This window comes from Morganella sp. Je.2.23, assembly GCF_051129855.1.
Taxonomy (GTDB): domain Bacteria; phylum Pseudomonadota; class Gammaproteobacteria; order Enterobacterales; family Enterobacteriaceae; genus Morganella; species Morganella sibonii.
Map to the genome: position 1 here is coordinate 141,777 of NZ_JBCPSQ010000008.1, position 19,067 is coordinate 160,843.

The following is a 19,067-nucleotide window of genomic DNA, read 5'->3' on the forward strand; positions in this document are numbered from 1 at the left end:
ACGATTACAGCAGATCGGCGATCATTTTTTCCAGTTTGCCCTGGTCTACCGCAAACTTACGGATACCGTCCGCCAGTTTCTCGGTTGCCATCGCATCACTGTGGTGGCCCCAGTAGAACTCAGCTTCTGTCAGCGGTGCAGGACGCGCTTTCACTTCGCCTTTGTATTCCAGCTTGCGTTCAACCGCACCGGTCGCTTCTGACAGCTCTTTCAGCAGTGCAGGGGCGATGGTCAGGCGGTCACAGCCGGCCAGTTCCAGGATTTCACCTGAGTTACGGAAGCTTGCGCCCATAACCACGGTTTTGTAGCCGTGCTCTTTGTAGTAGTTGTAGATTTCAGTTACTGAAATCACGCCCGGATCTTCTGCCGGTGCGAACTCTTTCTTGTCGCTGTTTGCTTTGTACCAGTCGAGGATACGGCCGACGAACGGAGAAATCAGATACACACCTGCTTCCGCACAGGCACGCGCCTGAGCAAAGGAGAACAGCAGTGTCAGGTTACAGTTGATGCCTTCTTTTTCCAGCTGTTCCGCAGCACGGATACCCTGCCAGGTGGAGGCCAGTTTGATCAGGATACGATCGTTGCTGATACCGGCATCGTTATACAGTTTGATGAGACGTTTTGCTTTGGCGATACTTGCCTGCGTGTCATAAGAGAGACGGGCATCCACTTCGGTGGAGATACGACCCGGAATCAGTTTCAGGATTTCCAGACCGATATTCACCGCCAGTTTGTCACCGGCATCGATAATCTGCTGTTCACGTGAGTCGCTCTGTGCACGCGCCCAGGTTACCGCATCATCAATTAACTTACGGTATTCCGGAATCTGCGCCGCATTGAGGATCAGAGAAGGGTTGGTGGTGGCATCCTGTGGTTTATACAGTTTCATCGCTTCGATGTCACCGGTATCGGCCACGACCGTGGTCAGATTACGCAGGGAAGTTAATTTATCGGTCATTTTCGTCTCTCATCTTATGTCAGAAGATACCCGGAATAATTCGGGATGCCTGCCGGTGAACTTTGCGTAGTCAACACCCGGAAACCCTGAAGTATAACGAGTACAGATGGCAATATGCCGCAACTGCATTTGATAATATCACGGACAGCACGCCGCGCAAGCAGGGAAAATCCGGCGCATCCCCTTTACTCCGCCGTTATTCCGTTGTTATCCGGAGCGTTTCCTGTTTTGTGCGCCGCCACCGATTACAGTGATTTGCCCGTTATCCTCTTTTTTTTGTTAAAGTAACCGGAGAATGACAACATCAGACCGGAGCCGACTATGCTGCTGACTATTTCCCCTGCAAAAACCCTTGATTATGACAGCCCGTTAGCCACTGAGCGCCATACTCAGCCTGAGCTGCTGGCACAATCAGAAACCCTGATAGAAACCTGCCGCAAACTGACGCCGGCGGATATCGGCTCGCTGATGCATATCAGTGATAAGCTGGCCGGACTGAATGCCGCCCGTTTCGGGGAATGGCAGCCGGATTTCACGCCGGATAATGCCCGTCAGGCCATTCTGGCATTTAAAGGGGATGTGTATACCGGCATGCAGGCGGAGACCTTCAGTGAAGCCGATTTTGATTTCGCCCAGCAGCACCTGCGTATGCTTTCCGGTCTGTACGGCGTGCTGCGCCCGCTGGATTTGATGCAGCCTTACCGCCTGGAAATGGGAACAAAACTCGCCAATCCGCGCGGCAAAGATTTGTATACGTTCTGGGGGGATATTATTACGGATAATCTGAATCAGGCGCTGGCTGCACAGGGTGATAATGTACTGGTCAATCTGGCCTCTGATGAATACTTTAAAGCGGTAAATCCGAAGAAACTGAATGCGGTGATTATCAAACCGGTTTTCTTCGATGAGAAAAACGGCAAGTACAAAGTGATTAGTTTCTATGCCAAAAAAGCACGCGGGCTGATGAGCCGGTTTATTATTCAGAACCGCCTGACCCAGCCGTCTCAGCTGACGGAGTTTAATCTCGACGGTTACCGTTTTGATGAAAGTCAGTCCGGTGAACGGGAACTGGTGTTTACACGGCCGGAACACCACGCAGCATAACAGCCGGGTCATTCAGCTGCGCCATCCGTGGCGCAGTATGCTTTTTGTTCTCTTACCCGTTATCATCATGCTGGTGACAATTGACAGGAAGTTACGGTTTCACCGTCTTCAGCAGATAGTCCCGCAACGCCGCAAAATCAGCCGGTAATACCGCAGACAGCAGCGGCAAATCAGCCCGCTCAGCCAGTTCCGCCGGTAACGGCAGTTTCCTGTCCAGAATCGCTTCCACACTCTCCAGGAATTTGGCCGGATGCGCTGTGCCGAGGAAAATACCGTACTCGCCCGGCTGCAAATCACTGCGCAGCAGACGATAGGCGATCGCGGCATGCGGCTCGGAAATATACCCTTTCGCAGCCAGGTCACGCATGGTTTCGCGGGTTTCATCGTCGCTTACCGCGCCGGAACGCAGGTCTTTCAGTGACCAGCCTTTGCGTGCAAACAGTGCTTCAATACGCGGCCAGTTGTTCGGCTGGCTGACATCCATGGCATTGGATAACGTTGCCACGGTTGCCGCCGGTTTCCACTGCCCGTCCGTCAGATAGCGCGGCACCGTGTCGTTGGCATTGGTCGCGGCGATAAAGCGTTTTACCGGCAGCCCCATCGCTTTCGCCAGTACCCCGGCAGTCAGGTCACCGAAGTTGCCGCTCGGCACCGAGAACACCAGTTCACCGCGTTTTTCCGCCGGAACCTGTGCCACCGCTTCAAAGTAATAGCAGATTTGTGCCAGCAGACGGCTGATGTTAATGGAGTTTGCCGAGTTCAGATGCAGCGTCTGTTTCAGTTCCTCATCATCAAACGCCTGTTTCACCAGCGCCTGACAGGCATCGAAATCATCCTGCACCGCCACGGTGTGAATATTGCCGCCGAGGGTACAGAACAGTTTTTCCTGTAACGGGCTGATTTTTCCCTGCGGATAGAGGATCACCACCTGCACGTTTTTCAGGCCGTAAAAAGCATGAGCAACCGCTGCACCGGTATCGCCGGAGGTGGCGGTCAGAATGGTGACTGGCTTGTCACCGGCAACCGCTGCCAGCGCCTGCGCCATAAAACGCCCGCCGAAATCCTTGAAGGCCAGTGTCGGGCCGTGAAACAGCTCCAGACAGGCCACATCCGGCTCCACCGGACTGAGCGGTGCCGGAAAAGCAAAGGCGGCACGGACACGCGCTGCCAGCTCTGCTTCCGGAATCTCATCACCAATCAGTGCATGCAGAATGGCCGTGCTGCGGCTGACAAAATCCATAGCCAGCAGCTTATCCATTTCCGTTGCATCAAAGAACGGAATCTCACGCGGGAAGAACAGCCCCTGTCCGCGTCCCAGCCCCTGTTTTACCGCCTGTGCAAAACTGACTTTCTCACTCTCATCTTTTAAATTGTACAGTTCCATTTTTTACCTTTATGCACTTATCTGACGTGCGCCTTTGAGATCGAGACGGCACAGATGGACAAACCCTTCGCTGTTCTGCAAATACTGTGTGTTGAAGACATCCGCTGCCTGCTCTGCCGCTGATTTACTGTCGCAGACCGCAAACAGCGTCGGACCGGAGCCGGAGATACCGCATGCCTTCGCGCCGCGGGCAAGTACCTGCTCACGGACAGCATCAAAATTCGGCAGCAATTCACGGCGATACGGCTCCGCCACCACATCGCGGATCATGGCGGCGGCCAGATCGGCCTGTCCGGTGTGACAGGCGTGGATAAAACCGGCCAGGTTGCGCCCGTGGCTGACAATATCCGCCCGTGAATAGGTGGCCGGTAAAATCGCCCGTGCCTGCGCCGTGGAGACTTTAATGCCCGGATACGCCATCACCCAGTACCAGTGTTCAAAGCCCGGTACCGTCTGGCTGACGCTGTCGCCGGTTTCAATATTGAGCTGTAATCCGCCCAGGAAACAAGGTGCGACATTGTCATAATGCACACTGCCGGAGATGCGCCCTTCCATCTCGCCCATCAGGCGCAGCAGTGACATCTCATCCAGCGGCCTGCCGGTGTATTCATTCAGTGCCACAAGAGCGGCCACCACCGAGCAGGCGCTGGAGCCCAGCCCTGATCCCACCGGCATATTTTTCTCCAGCACCATGACAACCGGCAGATCGTCATTAATGATCTCACTGAACCGCTCATGGCACTGATATACAATATTGTGCTTCGGATTCACCGGCAGTTTACCGGCAAAATGACCGCTGTTTCTGAGTGAAAACGTCTCTGCTTTCGCGATGGACACACAGTCACCAAGCAGCGCCCCGCTGACCGGAGACACTGCCGCACCCAGCACATCGAACCCCACACTTACATTCCCGATTGACGCCGGTGCATAAATTTTTATCACGTTTTACACTCCCAGTTTCCATGACATTGTCCGCAGCACGTCCGCAAACACCCCTGCCGCTGTCACATCATTCCCCGCGCCGTAACCGCGCAGTACCAGCGGGATTGGCTGATAGTAGCGGGTATAAAACGCCAGGGCGTTTTCGCCGTTTTTCACTTTATACAGCGGATCATTGCCGTCTGCTTCCGTGATTTTCACCTGACAGCGGCCGTGATCGATAATGCCAACATAGCGTAAAACGCGCCCTGCTTCTGCGGCTTTCGCCACACGCGCAGCAAAGGCCGCATCCAGTGACGGCAGATTCGCCATAAAGGTGTTCACATCCCCGGAGGCATCAAAATCCGGCGGCAGCACAGAATCCACCTCAATATCCGCCAGCTCAAGAGAGAGTCCCGCTTCACGGGCGAGGATCAGCAGTTTACGCGCCACATCCATCCCGGAAAGATCATCACGCGGGTCCGGTTCGGTAAAGCCTTTGGCTTTAGCCGCCGCCGTTGCCTCAGACAGCGACATCCCCTCATCCAGCATGCCGAAAATAAAGGAGAGCGAGCCGGACAGAATGCCGCTGAACTGCACCAGTTCATCCCCTGCATTGAGCAGATTTTGCAGGTTTTCAATCACCGGCAGCCCGGCACCGACGTTAGTGTCGTAACGGAACTGACGTTTTGAGGATGCCGCCGCACGGCGCAATTCATGGTAATAATCCATGGACAGCGTGTTAGCTTTTTTATTCGGCGTCACCACGTTGAAACCGTCTTTCAGGAAATCCGCATATTGCAGGGCGATTTCCTCATTCGAGGTACAATCCACAATCACCGGATTGAGGAAGTGATATTCTTTTTCCAGACGGATCAGACGGCTGAGACTGAACGGCTCTTTGGCCTGCGACAGCGACTGACGCCAGTCCTGTAAATCAATGCCGCGCATATTGGTCAGCATCGCTTTGGAGTTGGCAATACCGCAGACCCGCAGATCGATGTTTCTGGCTTTCAGCCGTGCCTGCTGACGATGGATTTGTTCCAGCAGCGCACTGCCGACCCCGCCGGTCCCCACCACAAACACTTCCACAATGCGATCGGTGTTAAACAGCATCTGGTGGCACAGGCGGACTCCGGCAGCGGCAAGATCATTATCCACCACCGCAGAGATTGAGCGTTCGGACGAGCCCTGCGCGATAGCAATGATATTGATATTGGCGCGGGTCAGTGCCGAGAAGAACCGGGCGGAAATACCTTTGAGTGTCCGCATACCATCCCCGACCACGGAGACAATAGCCAGGTTATCCAGCACATCCAGCGGGTCGAGTACGCCCTCTTTCAGCTCCAGATAAAACTCCTCTTCCAGCGCCTGCTGAGTACGTGCCTTGTCTTTCTGCGCCACACAAAAACTGATGCTGTATTCGGAAGATGACTGTGTAATCAGCACGATGGAAATATTACGGCGGGACATCACGGTAAACACCCGTGCCGCCATCCCGACCATCCCTTTCATTCCCGGCCCGGAGACGTTAAACATCGCCATGTTATTCAGGTTGGTGATCCCCTTCACCGGCAGGCTGTCGTCACGCTGGCCGTCACCGATTAATGTGCCCGGCGCATCCGGATTGAGCGTGTTTTTAATCAGGCACGGGATCTGGAACTGCGCAATCGGCGCGATAGTGCGCGGATGCAGGACTTTTGCCCCGAAATAAGAAAGCTCCATCGCTTCCTGATACGACATGCCTTTCAGCAGACGGGCATCCGGCACAAAACGCGGATCACAGGTATACACACCGTCCACGTCAGTCCAGATCTCACAGCAGGAGGCGCGCAGACAGGCTGCCAGTACCGCGGCGGAATAGTCGGAACCGTTACGCCCCAGCACCACCAGTTCGCCGTTTTCATTACCGGCTGTGAATCCTGCCATCAGAATGATGTGATCCGACGGAATATTCAGTGCGGCAATACGTTTTGTTGATTCATGGATATCAACAGTGGATTCCAGATAACCGCCGACCGCCAGCAGATTCACCACCGGATCAATCACCGTAACCTTATGGCCGCGGGCTTTCAGCAGTGATGCCATCACGGCAATGGAAAAACGTTCGCCGCAGCTGATCATATTGGCATTGATGCTGTCCGGACACTGCCCCAGCAATGACACGCCATGCAGTACCTGACGGATCCGGCTGATTTCCTGCTCTGTTTCGTGCTTCAGCCGGTCGTATTCAAAGCCCGGCACGGCATCACGCAACCCGTCCAGAATCGCCCCGAGAACAGCTGCGGCATCGTGTACCAATGTGTTTGCTTCCTGCCCGCTGACGGTCTGCTCCACCATCGCCACTAAGTAATTAGTGATTTTCGCCGGTGCCGAAAGCACCATAGCGAGCTGTCCCTGCGCGAGTTTTTTCTCTGCGATTCCTGCGATGTTCAGTATACGATCCGCGTTTGCCACGGATGTTCCGCCAAATTTAAGTACACGCATGTGTTACCTGCTCCTGCCATTTTTAGTCCAAAAAAAAAGCCCGCACAGTCAATTGTGCGGGCTTTTTTCGTGATTTCAGATATGCGTCAGCCCGCACCGCCGGTGGTAATGGTGGTGGTCGTAATAATAATCATGGTCAGGCTGTGATTACGCATGGAGTTCCTGTCTGTCATTTATCTGGTTAACCCTATTACGGTTAAAGGAAAGGCAGTGTGATGTCAAATTATTCTTCATATTTGCCGTCAGAATCAGACAGTTTGAAGCTGATCACATATCAGAATAAAAAGAAATGACGGTAAATTAACGCGGGTATCGCCTCATCAACCGGCATTTAATTTTACAGAACCCTGAATTTCTGTATTTTTTCACTTTTATCGTGCAAGTTACGTTTTTCGCGGTTTATCCGGCAAAAAAATGTACAATAATCAGACAAGTCAGATATAATGCTTAACATTGTAGCTCTATTTATTTGACAATCATTAAAACCCGCAATTAACAATTGAAAATAGTGTTAACGTGCTACAATTGATTTTGATATGTATCAACAAAGGTTAGATTTCCGGATGGTAAATGATTGGGTTGCTGTTATATTGGTGTTAATAGACTAATATTGGTACGAATCGTTTCAATTCTTTACTTTTTGAATTGAGTGATTGTTAAAATGCGGTCTGAACAAGATTTTTTTCTGTTCGTGGTGATGTACCGGACATAACCACAACGATACCGGTACAGGTTACACGGACAGATAATCAGATTTCTTATTATTCTAAGTAATTTAGGTAGCGACTATGCAAACCCCGCATATTTTAATTGTTGAAGATGAGATCGTCACACGTAACACCCTGAAAAGTATTTTTGAAGCAGAGGGTTACGTGGTACATGAAGCCACTGACGGTGCAGAGATGCATAACGTGCTGTCAGACCATGATATCAATTTGGTTATCATGGACATCAACCTCCCGGGAAAAAATGGTCTGTTGCTGGCGCGTGAGCTCCGCGAACAGGCAAATGTGGCACTGATGTTCTTAACCGGCCGTGATAATGAAGTAGATAAAATCCTCGGTCTGGAAATCGGTGCTGATGACTATATCACCAAGCCGTTTAACCCGCGTGAACTGACTATCCGCGCGCGTAACTTACTGTCACGGACCATGAATCTGGCCGGTGGCAGCGAAGAGCGCCGCAGTGTGGAAAGTTACAAGTTCAACGGCTGGGAACTGGATATCAACAGCCGCTCATTAATCGGACCAACCGGCGAGCAGTACAAACTGCCGCGCAGTGAATTCCGTGCAATGCTGCATTTCTGTGAGAATCCGGGCAAGATTCAGACCCGTGCTGAACTGCTGAAGAAAATGACCGGCCGTGAACTGAAACCGCATGACCGTACTGTGGATGTCACCATCCGCCGTATCCGCAAGCATTTCGAGTCCACACCGGATACCCCGGAAATCATCGCCACCATTCACGGCGAAGGTTACCGGTTCTGCGGCGACCTCGAAGAGTAATCTTCCGCTGCGGTAACATCATACGATATTCCCGGTGCCGCTCAGCGTCACCGGGGATTTGTTGATCCTGCTATCCGCTTACTTTGTCCACGGCATAATCGGGACCGCACTCAGGGCATTCTTCGGTGAACCGTCGACCACTTTATCTGAATAGGTCAGATAAATCAGCGCGTGACGTTTCTCGTCATAGAAACGAACCACCTGTAACTTCTTGAATACCATAGATGTCCGTTTCTGGAATACCACCTGACCTTTATCTTTGCGGCCTTTTTTCACTTTGTCACTGACCGTGACCGGACCGACCTGCTGACAGGAAATCGCGGCATCAGAGGTATCTTCCGCCAGACCAAGCCCGCCTTTTATCCCCCCGGTTTTTGCCCGGCTCAGATAACAGGTAACATTTTCCACATCAGGATCATCAAAGGCTTCCACCACAATTTTGTGGTCCGGCCCCAAAATTTTGAATACGGTATCCACAGAGCCGATTTCTTCAGCATGGCTCAAAAAGGATAACGAACTCAATGAAATAGCTGTAATAATTCCCAGTATAGACTGGCGAGTCTGATTCATAATCTTAATAGCCCAAGAAAATCATTTGAAAATTGTATGATTTTAAAGATAATCCATGTTACCAGTTTATGATAGTCGCCCTGTTCTTAAAACATTTTTTCCGGCCAAAAGTAAGAATTGGTAAATGATTATCTCGTTGATAATCACTCAAGTTAGAATATAAATTCGTTATATCTCTTTCAGAACTTCATCAATCCAATAAGGGAGATGTATGGATCAGACCAGCATCATTCGCGATTTACTCCGTTGGTTAGATGAGCATTTAGATCAGCCACTTTCCCTCGATAACGTCGCTGCGAAGGCAGGCTACTCCAAGTGGCATTTACAACGTATGTTCAAGGACGTCACCGGTGAGGCCATCGGCGCATACATCCGTGCCCGCCGGTTGTCACGCGCAGCCATTGCGCTGCGGCTGACAGCCCGTCCTATTTTAGATATTGCACTACAGTATCGTTTTGACTCTCAGCAAACCTTTACCCGCGCATTCAAGAAACAGTTTAATAAAACACCGGCACTGTACCGCCGTCTTGACGAATGGTGCTCTGACGGTATTTGCTCTGCCATCCGGCTGGATGACACGCCACTGCCTGAACACGAGTTTGTCACACTGCCGGCGCGTACCGTAACCGGTATTGAACACAGTTGTTCACACCGTCTGGAGGACTGGGCAACCGCCTGTACGCATATGCGTCAGGAATTCTGGCTGCATCATATTTCCGTGGCGAAAACCATTCCGGATTATGTTTACGGGCTGTACAGCACAACGCGCAATCCGGATAAGGAAGATGAGCAGACGGTTACTTATACCACCGCTGTTGAGAGCGAGTTTGCCGCGTTCACCACAGAGGAAAATGTCAGGGAAATGGAAATGCCGGCCGGGGAATATCTCTGCTTTACCTTCAATGGCGTTCCTTACCGCGGGGCGATGCAGGAATTTCTGTTCACCATTTACGGTCAGTGTGTACCGCACCTGGGCATCACCCGCCGCCGCGGCTACGATATTGAGCGTTATAAGCTGAGAAAAGGGACTGACATCCGCTATCCGGATGTGGCAGATGTGGATGAATCCGATCCGCGCCATCATATCGAGGAATTTAAATACTATATTCCAGTCAGACGTGACCCGCAGTAACGACTCCCGCAGAACAAACACCGCCGCCGGTGGTGTCTTGTTCACCCGGCGGTGTCTGATATCACCGAATCACTCAGCGCTGCACTTCATCCAGCGACGGCAGGCTCAGATGAGTCGTATCACCGGCCGTTTCAACCACCCAGCCATCCGCCAGCCACGGGCTTTCCTGATATTCCAGAACGGATAATGAGCAGTTACGCAGACGCAGGCGGCGTTCCGCATAAGCCGGCAACCCGAGCACAGAGCCAATCAGGCATCCCAGCGCAATACCGTGACTGACCAGCAGGACTTTACTGCCTTCCGGCAGATCCAGCGTACTTTCCAGCGCCGCCCGCATCCGGCTTTCCAGCTCCGCGAGAGACTCACCTTCCGGAATACGCCCGTCTTCCGCACCGTTAAGCAGACTTTTACGCCAGCTCTCTTCTTCTGCGGTCAGGGTATGAATCTGACGTTTTTCCAGTACGCCCATATTGAGCTCACGCAGACGCGGGTCAGCAATCACCTCACAGCCGCAGGCATCCGCAATAAGTTTTGCGGTCTGTTGTGTTCGGCCCAGATCACTGGCGATAATGTGGGTGATACCTTCATTTTTCAGACGCGCGGCAACCTGCTTCGCCTGATCGATACCACTTTGGGTTAACGGACTGTCAGAATGACCCTGGATACGGCGCTGAACGTTCCATTCAGTTTCACCGTGACGGACAAGAAATACCTGTGACATAACTATCAATCTCTGCTTTTACTGTGTGAAAGTTTGATTACCCCGCTACCATACCGTAAAAACATTCCCGGGATCACGCTTTTCCCTGAAACAATTTCACTGCACAGCCATGTCTAAAAAAATCTGCGGAAAGCCGTCAATATTCGCTATACTGCGGCAAACAAAATTACGTGGATAGTTAATTATCATGTTTCATATCATCGCAGCGACGACTAATCCGGCCAAAATTCAGGCTATCCGTTCCGCTTTTGAAGTGGTACTGGGTAACGGCAATTTTGATATTGAAGATGTAAATGTGGACAGCAGTGTGCCGCAGCAGCCAATCGGGAATACCGAAACCCGTACCGGCGCCCGCCAGCGCGTCAATGCCGCCCGTCAGGTCCGACCGGAAGCAGATTTCTGGGTTGGTGTTGAGGCGGGTATTGAAGGCGATATGACGTTTGCCTGGATTGTGATTGAACACCGCCAGCTGCGCGGGGAATCCCGTTCCGCCAGTCTGATGCTGCCGGAAAAAATTCTTGCGGGGATCCGTGAAGGCCGTGAACTGGGTGATGAAATGGCTGACCTGACCGGGGTCGAAGATATCAGACAAAAAGGCGGGGCGATCGGTTTCTTCACCGGCGGTGCGCTGACCCGGACCAGTGTCTATGAGCAGGCGATTATCCTGGCGCTGGTGCCTATTCAGCATGAGATTTATAAATCCCTGAATACCAAAGAATCCTGATCTGAATAACCGGATCTGAATAACCGGACCGGTGATAACCGGCCCGGTGACCTTTCCGGCACCGTTACTGCTGTGCCAGCCACTCTTCCCGTGTAATACGGCTGATATGTTCAGTCCGGTAATCATTCAGGAACTGATTGAATTTATTTTCTTCCGTATGATGATGACGGAATCCGCATTTGGCCTGCGCACGATGCGACTGTTCATTGTTTTCAAAATAACCGCACCACAGCGCATCCAGCTCCAGCGTTTCAAATGCATGGCGCATCACCTCTCTGACCGCTTCCGGAATCAGCCCCTGCCCCCAGTACGACACACCAATCCAGTAGGCGATTTCGCCTTCCCGCTGACTGATATCAAAGTTGCTGTTTTCACCGATCAGAATCCCGATGCATCCCACCGCCTGTCCGCTCTCTTTCAGTTCTGTGGCATAAACCTCATCGAGGTTAAAGACGGTACGGATAATATCCGCACTTTCCGCAACGCAGCTGTGCGGCGGCCAGCCTGCTATCGGGCCGACACGGTCATCTTTTGCCACTTCATACAAATCTGCGGCATCGGTTTCTGCCCACGGGCGCAAAATCATACGTTCTGTTTCTAATTTCATACTGCTTACCTTACTTCAGTTATACATCCAGCCATACCGGCTCTCTCTGTGATGGCAGGCAGTGTAAACTGACGATGGTTATCCGGTAAGCAACAAACCTCCGCACTTTCGGTACTTTTGAAAACTATTGTGATAAATTTTCGCTTATATCTGTTTCAGGATGGCAAAAATGACAACTCATGACAGCGAACTGACAGAACTGGTTCCGGTATTAACAGAAGAAACAGACACGCTTCTGACAGGAGAGAGCACACTGGCGGATCATGGCGGAGTACCACTGACGTTCGGCAGCGCCTATCTTGCCCTGCTGATTTGCCGGGCGGGATACGCGAATATGACACTGAATTTTAAACCTCATGCCGTGAGGGCGGGGGATATTCTGGTGCTGGCGGAAGACACGATTGCGCTGCTGAAAAAACGCTCACGGGGTTTCCGGGTATTTTACTGTCTGATCCCGGCGACCTTTTCAGCCGAAATCGCCTATGTTCTGCCTAACCCGCTGTTTCTGTTTCTGCATGAATATCCGCGCTGTATTCCGTTACCGGCAGAAAAACCGCTGCTGTCGATGTGGCTGGCACAAATGCGTGACATCACCCGCAACAGTCCGGTTTACCGGCATATCATGCAGCGTAATCATTTACAGAATCTGTTTTTGCGGATAGCGGAAAGAATGCCGCCGGATGCCCTTGCCGCCACACAGAAATACAGCAGAAAAGAGACACTGTGCTGGCAGTTCTGGGAGCTTATCTGCCGCCACAGCCGGGAGCACCGGGATGTGCAGTTCTATGCGCGGCAGTTAAATATCACGCCGTTTTATCTGTCACAGCTGACTAAAACGTTTTTTAATCATTCGCCCAAATCACTGATCAACCGCCGGGTTGTTCCGGAGATCAAAACACTGCTGCGGTACAGCACGCTCTCTGCGGAGCAGATCGCAGATAAGCTGCATTTTAATGATCCGTCTTATCTGTGCCGCTATTTCAGGCGGGAGACCGGCGTTTCTCTGACCGCTTACCGGCGGCAGCATACCTGAACTATTTTTTACCGGAGAGCAGCTCCTGCTCCAGCCAGGCTTTTACCTCTTCCGGGGCATATTTCAGGCTGTTGGAGCCGCGGGTGATGGTTGCAATTCCGACGCCCAGCTCACTTTTCAGTTCACGCTGGCTCATCTTACCGCGCAGGAGTTCCTCGACGATCCGCACGCGTGTTCCGAGTGCCGTGCGCTCATCAGGGGTAAACAGCAGCTGAAAAAGATGGGATTCAATATCCTGTGAATAGGCGTTGCGCAGCAGGCTGACAAAGCGCTGCCAGTCACTGTCCTGAAGTTGGTCTGTTGTCATGTGTCACCCCATAGGATCGTGAGTACAAAAAGTACCCGTTAACTAGTACAGCCAGAATAACACAAGCCCGGTGCAGCTGTCTTCTGCTGAACCGGGCCGGAAAGGGACTATCAGTAACGCATGGATTGTTCAGAAGGGGTCAGTACATCCGCCGGGCGCTGCCCTTTCAGGAAGTTCTGATAAAAGACATCAAACGCCAGCACATTCTTCACATAACCCCGTGTTTCCGCAAACGGAATGGTTTCCACAAAGGCAACCGCATCCAGCCGTCCGCCGCTGTTGCTCAGCCAGCGGGTTACCCGGTTAGGACCCGCGTTATAAGCGGCACTCGCCAGGATACGGTTCTGACCAAACTGGTTATACACGCCGTTGAGATACGCCGTACCTATCTCAATATTTTTGCGCGGATTAACCAGTTGCGCGGTATTGCTGTAATCCGTAATGCCGTTGTCGCGGACAGTCTGGCTTGCCGTTGCCGGCATCAGCTGCATCAGCCCGGTCGCACCGACCGGTGAACGCGCCTGCGGGTTCCAGGCACTTTCCTGACGGGCTATCGCCATCGCATAGCTTTTGCTGATATTTTTATTCTGTGTGAATTCATCAAACTCACTCTGCCAGGCCAGCGGGAAACGTTCTTCCAGATGATCCCACAGCTTGCCGTTGATCGTTGCCTGCACACTCAGATCCGCCCAGCCCTGTTCCAGCGCATAACGCGCCAGCTGCGCTTTGCGTGCCGGTGTCTGGCTGCTGACCAGGTTCAGCCACTCGGTACGGGCCAGCCCTTCCATCTGCCAGTACAGCAGTTCACGGATACGCTGAATCTCCGGCAGATTACTGATCGTGTTGTCCGGTTTATCCGCTGCATTAACCATCATGACATACGGTTTGCCCAGACGCTGTGCCGCGACCATCGGATAGAACCCGCGTCCCTGTGTGATTTTTTCCAGAATGGCATCTGCAGCGGCTTTATTACCGCCTTTTTCCAGCAGCACGGCGCGCCAGTACTGCCACTCCTCTTTCTGCTGCGCATCAGCCGGTAACCGGGTCAGCCAGCGATCCAGATCGCGATCATCGGCGTTGCTCAGTGCCAGACGCACACGGCGTTCACGCAGCGTCACCGAATCCGTTTCCTGAATCACCTCATCACGCCAGGCAGCCTGCTCCGGAGTGACATCACTTCCCATATACTGCCATGCAATGGCATCTTTCAGTTGCTGCCGCTCGCTGTCATTCATTTTCTGGGCGCGCGCCACACTGTTCAGATCCGCGCGGGCGGCATCCGGTGATTTGCGGGCGTAAGCGGAAAATGCAGAAATGGTAGCCTGACGGGTAAAATCAGTCGGGCTCAGTTGTGCAAATGTCACTACCGATGCCGGATTTTTCTGTAAATTAATCAGACCATTACTGATGGTCTGATAAGAAGCAGGTAAACGTTTTGCCAGATAACTGACCAGAGAGGAATTGCCGTTTTTCAGCGCGAGACTGATACGTTCGAGGATACGCTCCGGTGTCAGCCCGCCCGACTGATCCCAGACATCAAATAACTTGTCGCAGGAGGACGGCAGAGAATTACCTGCCGGCCAGATCGATTTTGCCCCGTCGAGCGCAACCTGACGGTTTCCGGTCTGCCAGTTGGCATAATAGTAATCACACTTCGCACTGACCGGTTTCGGCACGGTGGTGCTGAAGCTGATCAACCCCTGCCAGTCATTGCGTTTGGCCAGTTCACTGATAAATTTATTTTTCAGGCTTGCCGCTGACGGCAGATTCGGATGGGTATCCGTAAAGGTTTTCACCTGACCGGCTGTCAGCAGGCTCATATCCTGTGTCAGCTCACGGTATTCCAGATAAGGATAGAGCGGATAGTCCCGCAGTGACGGCATCAGGCGTTCCACTTCCGCCATATTATTGGCATCCCACGCAGATTTGACATCCTGATAGCGCTGACGCTGCTCACTCAGTGAATCCGCTGACGCCAGTGCTGAAAACATCAGCATGCTGAGAGCCGCCACGCCCGGCCATGTACATTTCCTCATAATCTGCTCCTGTCTCCTTAATCCCGTTTATCTGTAGAATACTTCAGACCCTGATACACAGTGTAAGTGCCCTGCTCAGCAGACACAAATCATACCGTTGTACCGGATAACCAGACACTAAAAAATGATATTATTCAGAATATATGTCTGACTATTCATATTGTGTATTCCCTATGCCATAAATGATGGATTACCCGCCAATAAGTAGTTGTATAATCTGGCATCAGAGATTCAATTGATATATAATATTTTAAATTTAAAAATTATCATGATAACAATTTGAAATACTGCTTGCTGCGGTAAGCAGGAACCCGAACTCTATATCTATAAGAAGTGAAGATATTTAAGACGACTCCGGTCGTCTTTTTTTTTATAAAACCGCAGCTTCCGGCGCGGGGTATCACACCAGTTCCGTTCCGCTATGATACGGATCCCGCCTCCGGCACTATCATCGTGAGAATAAATCAGGCCAATGTTAGAATGCGTGATCTGCTGTACCCGCCGGTCACTGCCGGCAACCGGGCAATACTGACACCGGAGTGGCTTTAACTAAACGTAAAACTTAGTCATAATGCCCCGCAGATGCCCCATCAACGAAAAAAGGTAGACTACATTGGCTCAATACGTTTATTCGATGTTGAGCCATGTTTTAAACAGCCCGCACAGTTACGCACACTCTATATAAATCAACAAGTAAGAAGATTGTTTAAAATCACACACCCGCACATTCGTGCGCACTTGCGACAACTCTTTGCCCCACTGGTGCCCCATTAGCTTTTAACCACCGGCAACTGACTAAAATTTGTCGTGTATGCCGGTGACAACATTTCACGCTTCATCTTGTAACCGCTATCACTGCCTTTACCAGCGAACCACACACGGCCCATGCCGCTGTTATTGATCGTGTCGATGGTCTTCATCAGCTCATCACTGTTTTTGAATGGCTGCCGGGTGGCGAACATATCGAACTGAGTTACGGCTGAGTCCGTGAAGTCAGACAGGATAATGCCCGCCTTATAATACCGGTACCCGTCACACCAGATACTATCCAGTGCTCTCATGGCGGCATTGATGATGTCCCGCGTGTCACAGCTGGGATACTCGAGTGAAATGTTTGCACTGTTCGCATAGTCCGGCCCGTTGGCGTGTCTGCTGGTCTGCACAAAGAGCCCGATCATCCGGCAGCGTTGTTTTTCTTCCCGGAGTTTTTCGGCTGACCGCTCGGCATATTCACACACGGCCTTTCTCATGGTGACAATGTCTGTCACTTTGGTACCGAATGACCGGGAACAGAGGATCTGCTGTTTCACCTTTCTGACTTCTTCCAGCTCGATACAGGGTTCCCCGTTCAGTTCCCGCAGCGTGCGCTCAGTGACAACACCGAATGTTTTACGGATAGTCGCAGGTGCGGCGTTCGCCAAATCTAATGCAGTGCGGATCCCCATCGTGTTCAGTCTGGCCGATATGCGCCGGCCGATTCCCCATACCTCACCGACCGGTATCAAAGCCAGTAATTTACGCTGGCGCAGCGGATCCGAAATGTCTACAACTCCACCGGTTTTTTTCCATGTTTTTGCTGCGTGGTTGGCGATTTTTGCGAGTGTCTTTGTCGGTGCAATACCAACGCCGACCGGAAGGTGTGTTTTCTGCAGAATGGCAGCCTGTATCTCACGTCCGTAATCTTCCAGGCTGAATGTCCTGGTCATGCCGGTTAAATCGAGAAAGGCTTCATCGATAGAATAGATCTCTGTAGCGGGTGCGAAGGATGACAGTAACGTCATCACACGGCTGCTCATATCACCGTACAGCGCATAATTTGAACTGAATACTGTCACATTATTTTTGTTACAAAAAGCGCGGCATTCATAATACAGCGCCCCCATTTTGATGCCGAGGGCTTTTGCCTCTGCTGAACGGGCAATCACGCAGCCATCGTTATTACTCAGGACGATAACCGGTTTGCCTGTCAGGTCTGGCCGGAATACTCTTTCACAGCTGGCGTAAAAGCTGTTTACATCTACCAGCGCAAACATTACCGGGCCCTGTGGATGATATAGGTGACCACACCAAAAATCTGTAAATCCTGCTCACTGCTGATTGCAATAGGCTGGTAATCCGGATTCATCGGGATCAGCATGGGAGACGGTGACAGCTGTAATTTTTTGACAGTAAATTCTCCGTCAAAACTGGCAATCACAATATCACCTTCAGCCGCAGTTACCGCGCTGTCCACGATAACCACATCGCCGTCAAAGATGTTCGCATCTATCATCGAACTGCCTTCGACCCGTAGTAGATAGGTACTTTCCGGGTGCCGGATCAGTTCGCTGTTCAGGTTTATGCGGTCCTCGATATAGTCCGCTGCCGGTGACGGAAAACCAGCGGGGACATGCTCCAGGAACAAAGGCAATGTCAGAATTGTATCGTCGTTGATCTTGACAAGTTTCATTTCAGAACCTAATTTACTGTATAAATACACAGTAATAATAGGATGATTTATGCTTCGTATCAATGTACTTTTTGACAGAAAACTCAAAGATACTTTACCTGCTGGTATTTTCGACGCACTACGTGATGAAATTAAAAATCGTATTCCTCAAAAATATCAGGAATCTGATATACGAATAGCATGGGGATCAAATACTGCTTTTTCTGTGGACGGATTAAAGAAAGGTGACAAAAAAGAAGATCTGGAGACGCTTATGCAGGAGATTTGGGAGGATGACGGCTGGATGCCGGAAATGGAAAGTGTCTATGATGATGTAGAATATTTTGATAAGTAAGCGACAGCCGCGCCGGACGTCCACCAGCGCGGCTTTGTTTATTTACGCCGTGGCCGGAAAATACCGGTAAATAGTCGATACCCCCACACCATAAATAATTGCCAGCTGCTGCCGGGAATATCCTTTATCCAGCAGACGGCCGATTTGCTCCCGATCATTTTGTGTCAGTGCCGCTGGTCTTCCGCCGACTCTGCCCTGTGCTCTCGCTGCGGCCAGCCCTGCTAATGTCCGCTCTACTATCAGTTCGCGTTCCATTTCTGCCAGTGCTGACATGACGTGAAAGAAAAAGCGCCACATAGCCGTACTGGTGTCGATACTGTCCGTCAGTGAGCGGAAGTGTGCGCCGCGTTCGTGCAGATCAGATATCAGCGCTATCAGGTTTTTGACACTGCGCCCGAGCCTGTCCAGTTTCCACACTGCCAGTGTATCGCCCGGCTGAATGGCCTTTAATGCCCGTTTCAGTCCCGGCCTGACGGCGGTTTTACCGCTCATTTTGTCCTCAAAAATCTGATCGCAATTTATGCTGATGAGCGCGTTTCGCTGTAAATCGCTGTTTTGGTCAGTTGTTGATACGCGGATATAGCCGATGACAGCCATTGTTTCCCCTCATGTTTGCTGTAATGGCGGGATTATTACGGATTTATCCGGTTATGGCTGCATTCCCGGAAACCTTGGTTTACCGGAAAAGTATCAGGAGGTCGGTTATAGTTATTCAAAAACAGAGGTGGACAACAACTTCCAGCCAACGGGCAATTATCTGAATAAAGACTCGACGGCTGTTCAGGTTGTATCAGGTGA

General features: G+C 51.4%; 20 protein-coding genes and 1 other annotated feature. Of the genes, 7 read left to right on the forward strand and 13 right to left on the reverse strand.

What is annotated here, in order from left to right; translation table 11 throughout:
- Positions 1 to 4: 4 nt before the first annotated feature.
- A complete protein-coding gene (gene tal, locus AAZR23_RS19035) occupies positions 5 to 958 on the reverse strand; it encodes a transaldolase (protein WP_004237118.1) in 954 nt (317 codons plus the stop codon).
- 321 nt (positions 959 to 1,279) lie between these two features.
- Here tal and yaaA point away from each other — a divergent pair, with 321 nt between their 5' ends.
- Entirely contained in the window at positions 1,280 to 2,062 is a 783-nt protein-coding gene (gene yaaA / locus AAZR23_RS19040; RefSeq protein WP_166706950.1) for a peroxide stress protein YaaA, read from the forward strand.
- Positions 2,063 to 2,153: 91 nt separating this feature from the next.
- Here yaaA and thrC read toward each other — a convergent pair whose 3' ends face one another.
- The 4 genes from thrC to thrL all read right to left on the reverse strand — a co-directional run bounded on the left by thrC (position 2,154) and on the right by thrL (position 7,024).
- Positions 2,154 to 3,446: a threonine synthase gene (gene thrC, locus AAZR23_RS19045; RefSeq protein ID WP_434694348.1), complete on the reverse strand. Its 1,293-nt coding sequence runs from the start codon at positions 3,444 to 3,446 to the stop codon at positions 2,154 to 2,156.
- Between the two features lie 9 nt (positions 3,447 to 3,455).
- Complete coding sequence (gene thrB / locus AAZR23_RS19050) at positions 3,456 to 4,388, reverse strand: homoserine kinase (RefSeq protein WP_434694349.1); 933 nt, start codon at positions 4,386 to 4,388, stop codon at positions 3,456 to 3,458.
- 3 nt (positions 4,389 to 4,391) lie between these two features.
- Positions 4,392 to 6,851, reverse strand: coding sequence for a bifunctional aspartate kinase/homoserine dehydrogenase I (gene thrA, locus AAZR23_RS19055; protein WP_166706947.1), 2,460 nt, complete (start codon positions 6,849 to 6,851; stop codon positions 4,392 to 4,394).
- A gap of 29 nt (positions 6,852 to 6,880) precedes the next feature.
- Positions 6,881 to 6,999 (reverse strand) — a sequence feature (Thr leader region).
- Positions 6,938 to 7,024: a thr operon leader peptide gene (gene thrL / locus AAZR23_RS19060; protein ID WP_127378175.1), complete on the reverse strand. Its 87-nt coding sequence runs from the start codon at positions 7,022 to 7,024 to the stop codon at positions 6,938 to 6,940. It overlaps the preceding feature by 62 nt.
- 615 nt (positions 7,025 to 7,639) lie before the next feature.
- Between thrL and arcA the strand changes: the two genes are divergently transcribed.
- Positions 7,640 to 8,356 (forward strand): two-component system response regulator ArcA, encoded by a 717-nt coding sequence (arcA, locus tag AAZR23_RS19065; protein ID WP_004237112.1) that lies wholly within the window; start codon positions 7,640 to 7,642, stop codon positions 8,354 to 8,356.
- 78 nt (positions 8,357 to 8,434) lie between these two features.
- On the opposite strand, the gene creA is transcribed toward arcA, so the two are convergent.
- Positions 8,435 to 8,926, reverse strand: a complete 492-nt coding sequence (gene creA / locus AAZR23_RS19070; RefSeq protein WP_349417454.1) for a protein CreA — start codon at positions 8,924 to 8,926, stop codon at positions 8,435 to 8,437.
- Positions 8,927 to 9,137: 211 nt separating this feature from the next.
- Between creA and robA the strand changes: the two genes are divergently transcribed.
- Positions 9,138 to 10,058 carry an MDR efflux pump AcrAB transcriptional activator RobA gene (robA, locus tag AAZR23_RS19075; RefSeq protein WP_166706946.1) on the forward strand — a complete coding sequence of 307 codons (921 nt, stop codon included), beginning with the start codon at positions 9,138 to 9,140 and terminating at the stop codon, positions 10,056 to 10,058.
- A 73-nt stretch (positions 10,059 to 10,131) separates the two neighbouring features.
- Here the strand turns inward: robA and gpmB are convergent, their stop codons facing one another.
- Positions 10,132 to 10,779 carry a 2,3-diphosphoglycerate-dependent phosphoglycerate mutase GpmB gene (gpmB, locus tag AAZR23_RS19080; protein WP_107680494.1) on the reverse strand — a complete coding sequence of 216 codons (648 nt, stop codon included), beginning with the start codon at positions 10,777 to 10,779 and terminating at the stop codon, positions 10,132 to 10,134.
- Between the two features lie 187 nt (positions 10,780 to 10,966).
- Between gpmB and yjjX the strand changes: the two genes are divergently transcribed.
- The gene (gene yjjX / locus AAZR23_RS19085; protein ID WP_004242112.1) at positions 10,967 to 11,503 is read left to right on the forward strand and encodes an inosine/xanthosine triphosphatase; all 537 of its coding nucleotides are present in this window, start codon (positions 10,967 to 10,969) and stop codon (positions 11,501 to 11,503) included.
- A gap of 64 nt (positions 11,504 to 11,567) precedes the next feature.
- On the opposite strand, the gene AAZR23_RS19090 is transcribed toward yjjX, so the two are convergent.
- Positions 11,568 to 12,110 carry a GNAT family N-acetyltransferase gene (locus AAZR23_RS19090; protein ID WP_434694353.1) on the reverse strand — a complete coding sequence of 181 codons (543 nt, stop codon included), beginning with the start codon at positions 12,108 to 12,110 and terminating at the stop codon, positions 11,568 to 11,570.
- Between the two features lie 169 nt (positions 12,111 to 12,279).
- Between AAZR23_RS19090 and AAZR23_RS19095 the strand changes: the two genes are divergently transcribed.
- The gene (locus AAZR23_RS19095) at positions 12,280 to 13,143 is read left to right on the forward strand and encodes a helix-turn-helix domain-containing protein (RefSeq protein ID WP_166706944.1); all 864 of its coding nucleotides are present in this window, start codon (positions 12,280 to 12,282) and stop codon (positions 13,141 to 13,143) included.
- Position 13,144: 1 nt separating this feature from the next.
- Here the strand turns inward: AAZR23_RS19095 and trpR are convergent, their stop codons facing one another.
- From trpR to umuD, 4 genes are all read right to left on the reverse strand, one after another.
- Positions 13,145 to 13,450 (reverse strand): trp operon repressor, encoded by a 306-nt coding sequence (gene trpR / locus AAZR23_RS19100; RefSeq protein WP_004237105.1) that lies wholly within the window; start codon positions 13,448 to 13,450, stop codon positions 13,145 to 13,147.
- 110 nt (positions 13,451 to 13,560) lie between these two features.
- Positions 13,561 to 15,486 carry a murein transglycosylase gene (sltY, locus tag AAZR23_RS19105; RefSeq protein ID WP_434694356.1) on the reverse strand — a complete coding sequence of 642 codons (1,926 nt, stop codon included), beginning with the start codon at positions 15,484 to 15,486 and terminating at the stop codon, positions 13,561 to 13,563.
- A gap of 770 nt (positions 15,487 to 16,256) precedes the next feature.
- Positions 16,257 to 17,519 carry a translesion error-prone DNA polymerase V subunit UmuC gene (gene umuC, locus AAZR23_RS19110; RefSeq protein WP_434694357.1) on the reverse strand — a complete coding sequence of 421 codons (1,263 nt, stop codon included), beginning with the start codon at positions 17,517 to 17,519 and terminating at the stop codon, positions 16,257 to 16,259.
- On the reverse strand, positions 17,519 to 17,935 hold the full coding sequence (gene umuD / locus AAZR23_RS19115) for a translesion error-prone DNA polymerase V autoproteolytic subunit (protein WP_052928044.1): 417 nt from the start codon (positions 17,933 to 17,935) through the stop codon (positions 17,519 to 17,521). The genes umuC and umuD overlap by 1 nt, the downstream gene beginning before the upstream one ends.
- Positions 17,936 to 17,984: 49 nt before the next feature.
- Here umuD and AAZR23_RS19120 point away from each other — a divergent pair, with 49 nt between their 5' ends.
- A complete protein-coding gene (locus AAZR23_RS19120; protein ID WP_052928043.1) occupies positions 17,985 to 18,269 on the forward strand; it encodes a DinI-like family protein in 285 nt (94 codons plus the stop codon).
- Positions 18,270 to 18,311: 42 nt separating this feature from the next.
- On the opposite strand, the gene AAZR23_RS19125 is transcribed toward AAZR23_RS19120, so the two are convergent.
- A complete protein-coding gene (locus AAZR23_RS19125) occupies positions 18,312 to 18,866 on the reverse strand; it encodes a recombinase family protein (protein ID WP_434694359.1) in 555 nt (184 codons plus the stop codon).
- Between AAZR23_RS19125 and AAZR23_RS19130 the strand changes: the two genes are divergently transcribed.
- Positions 18,856 to 19,067 (forward strand): hypothetical protein (locus AAZR23_RS19130; protein ID WP_434694361.1); only part of this gene is annotated, 212 nt, incomplete at its 3' end. The genes AAZR23_RS19125 and AAZR23_RS19130 overlap by 11 nt on opposite strands.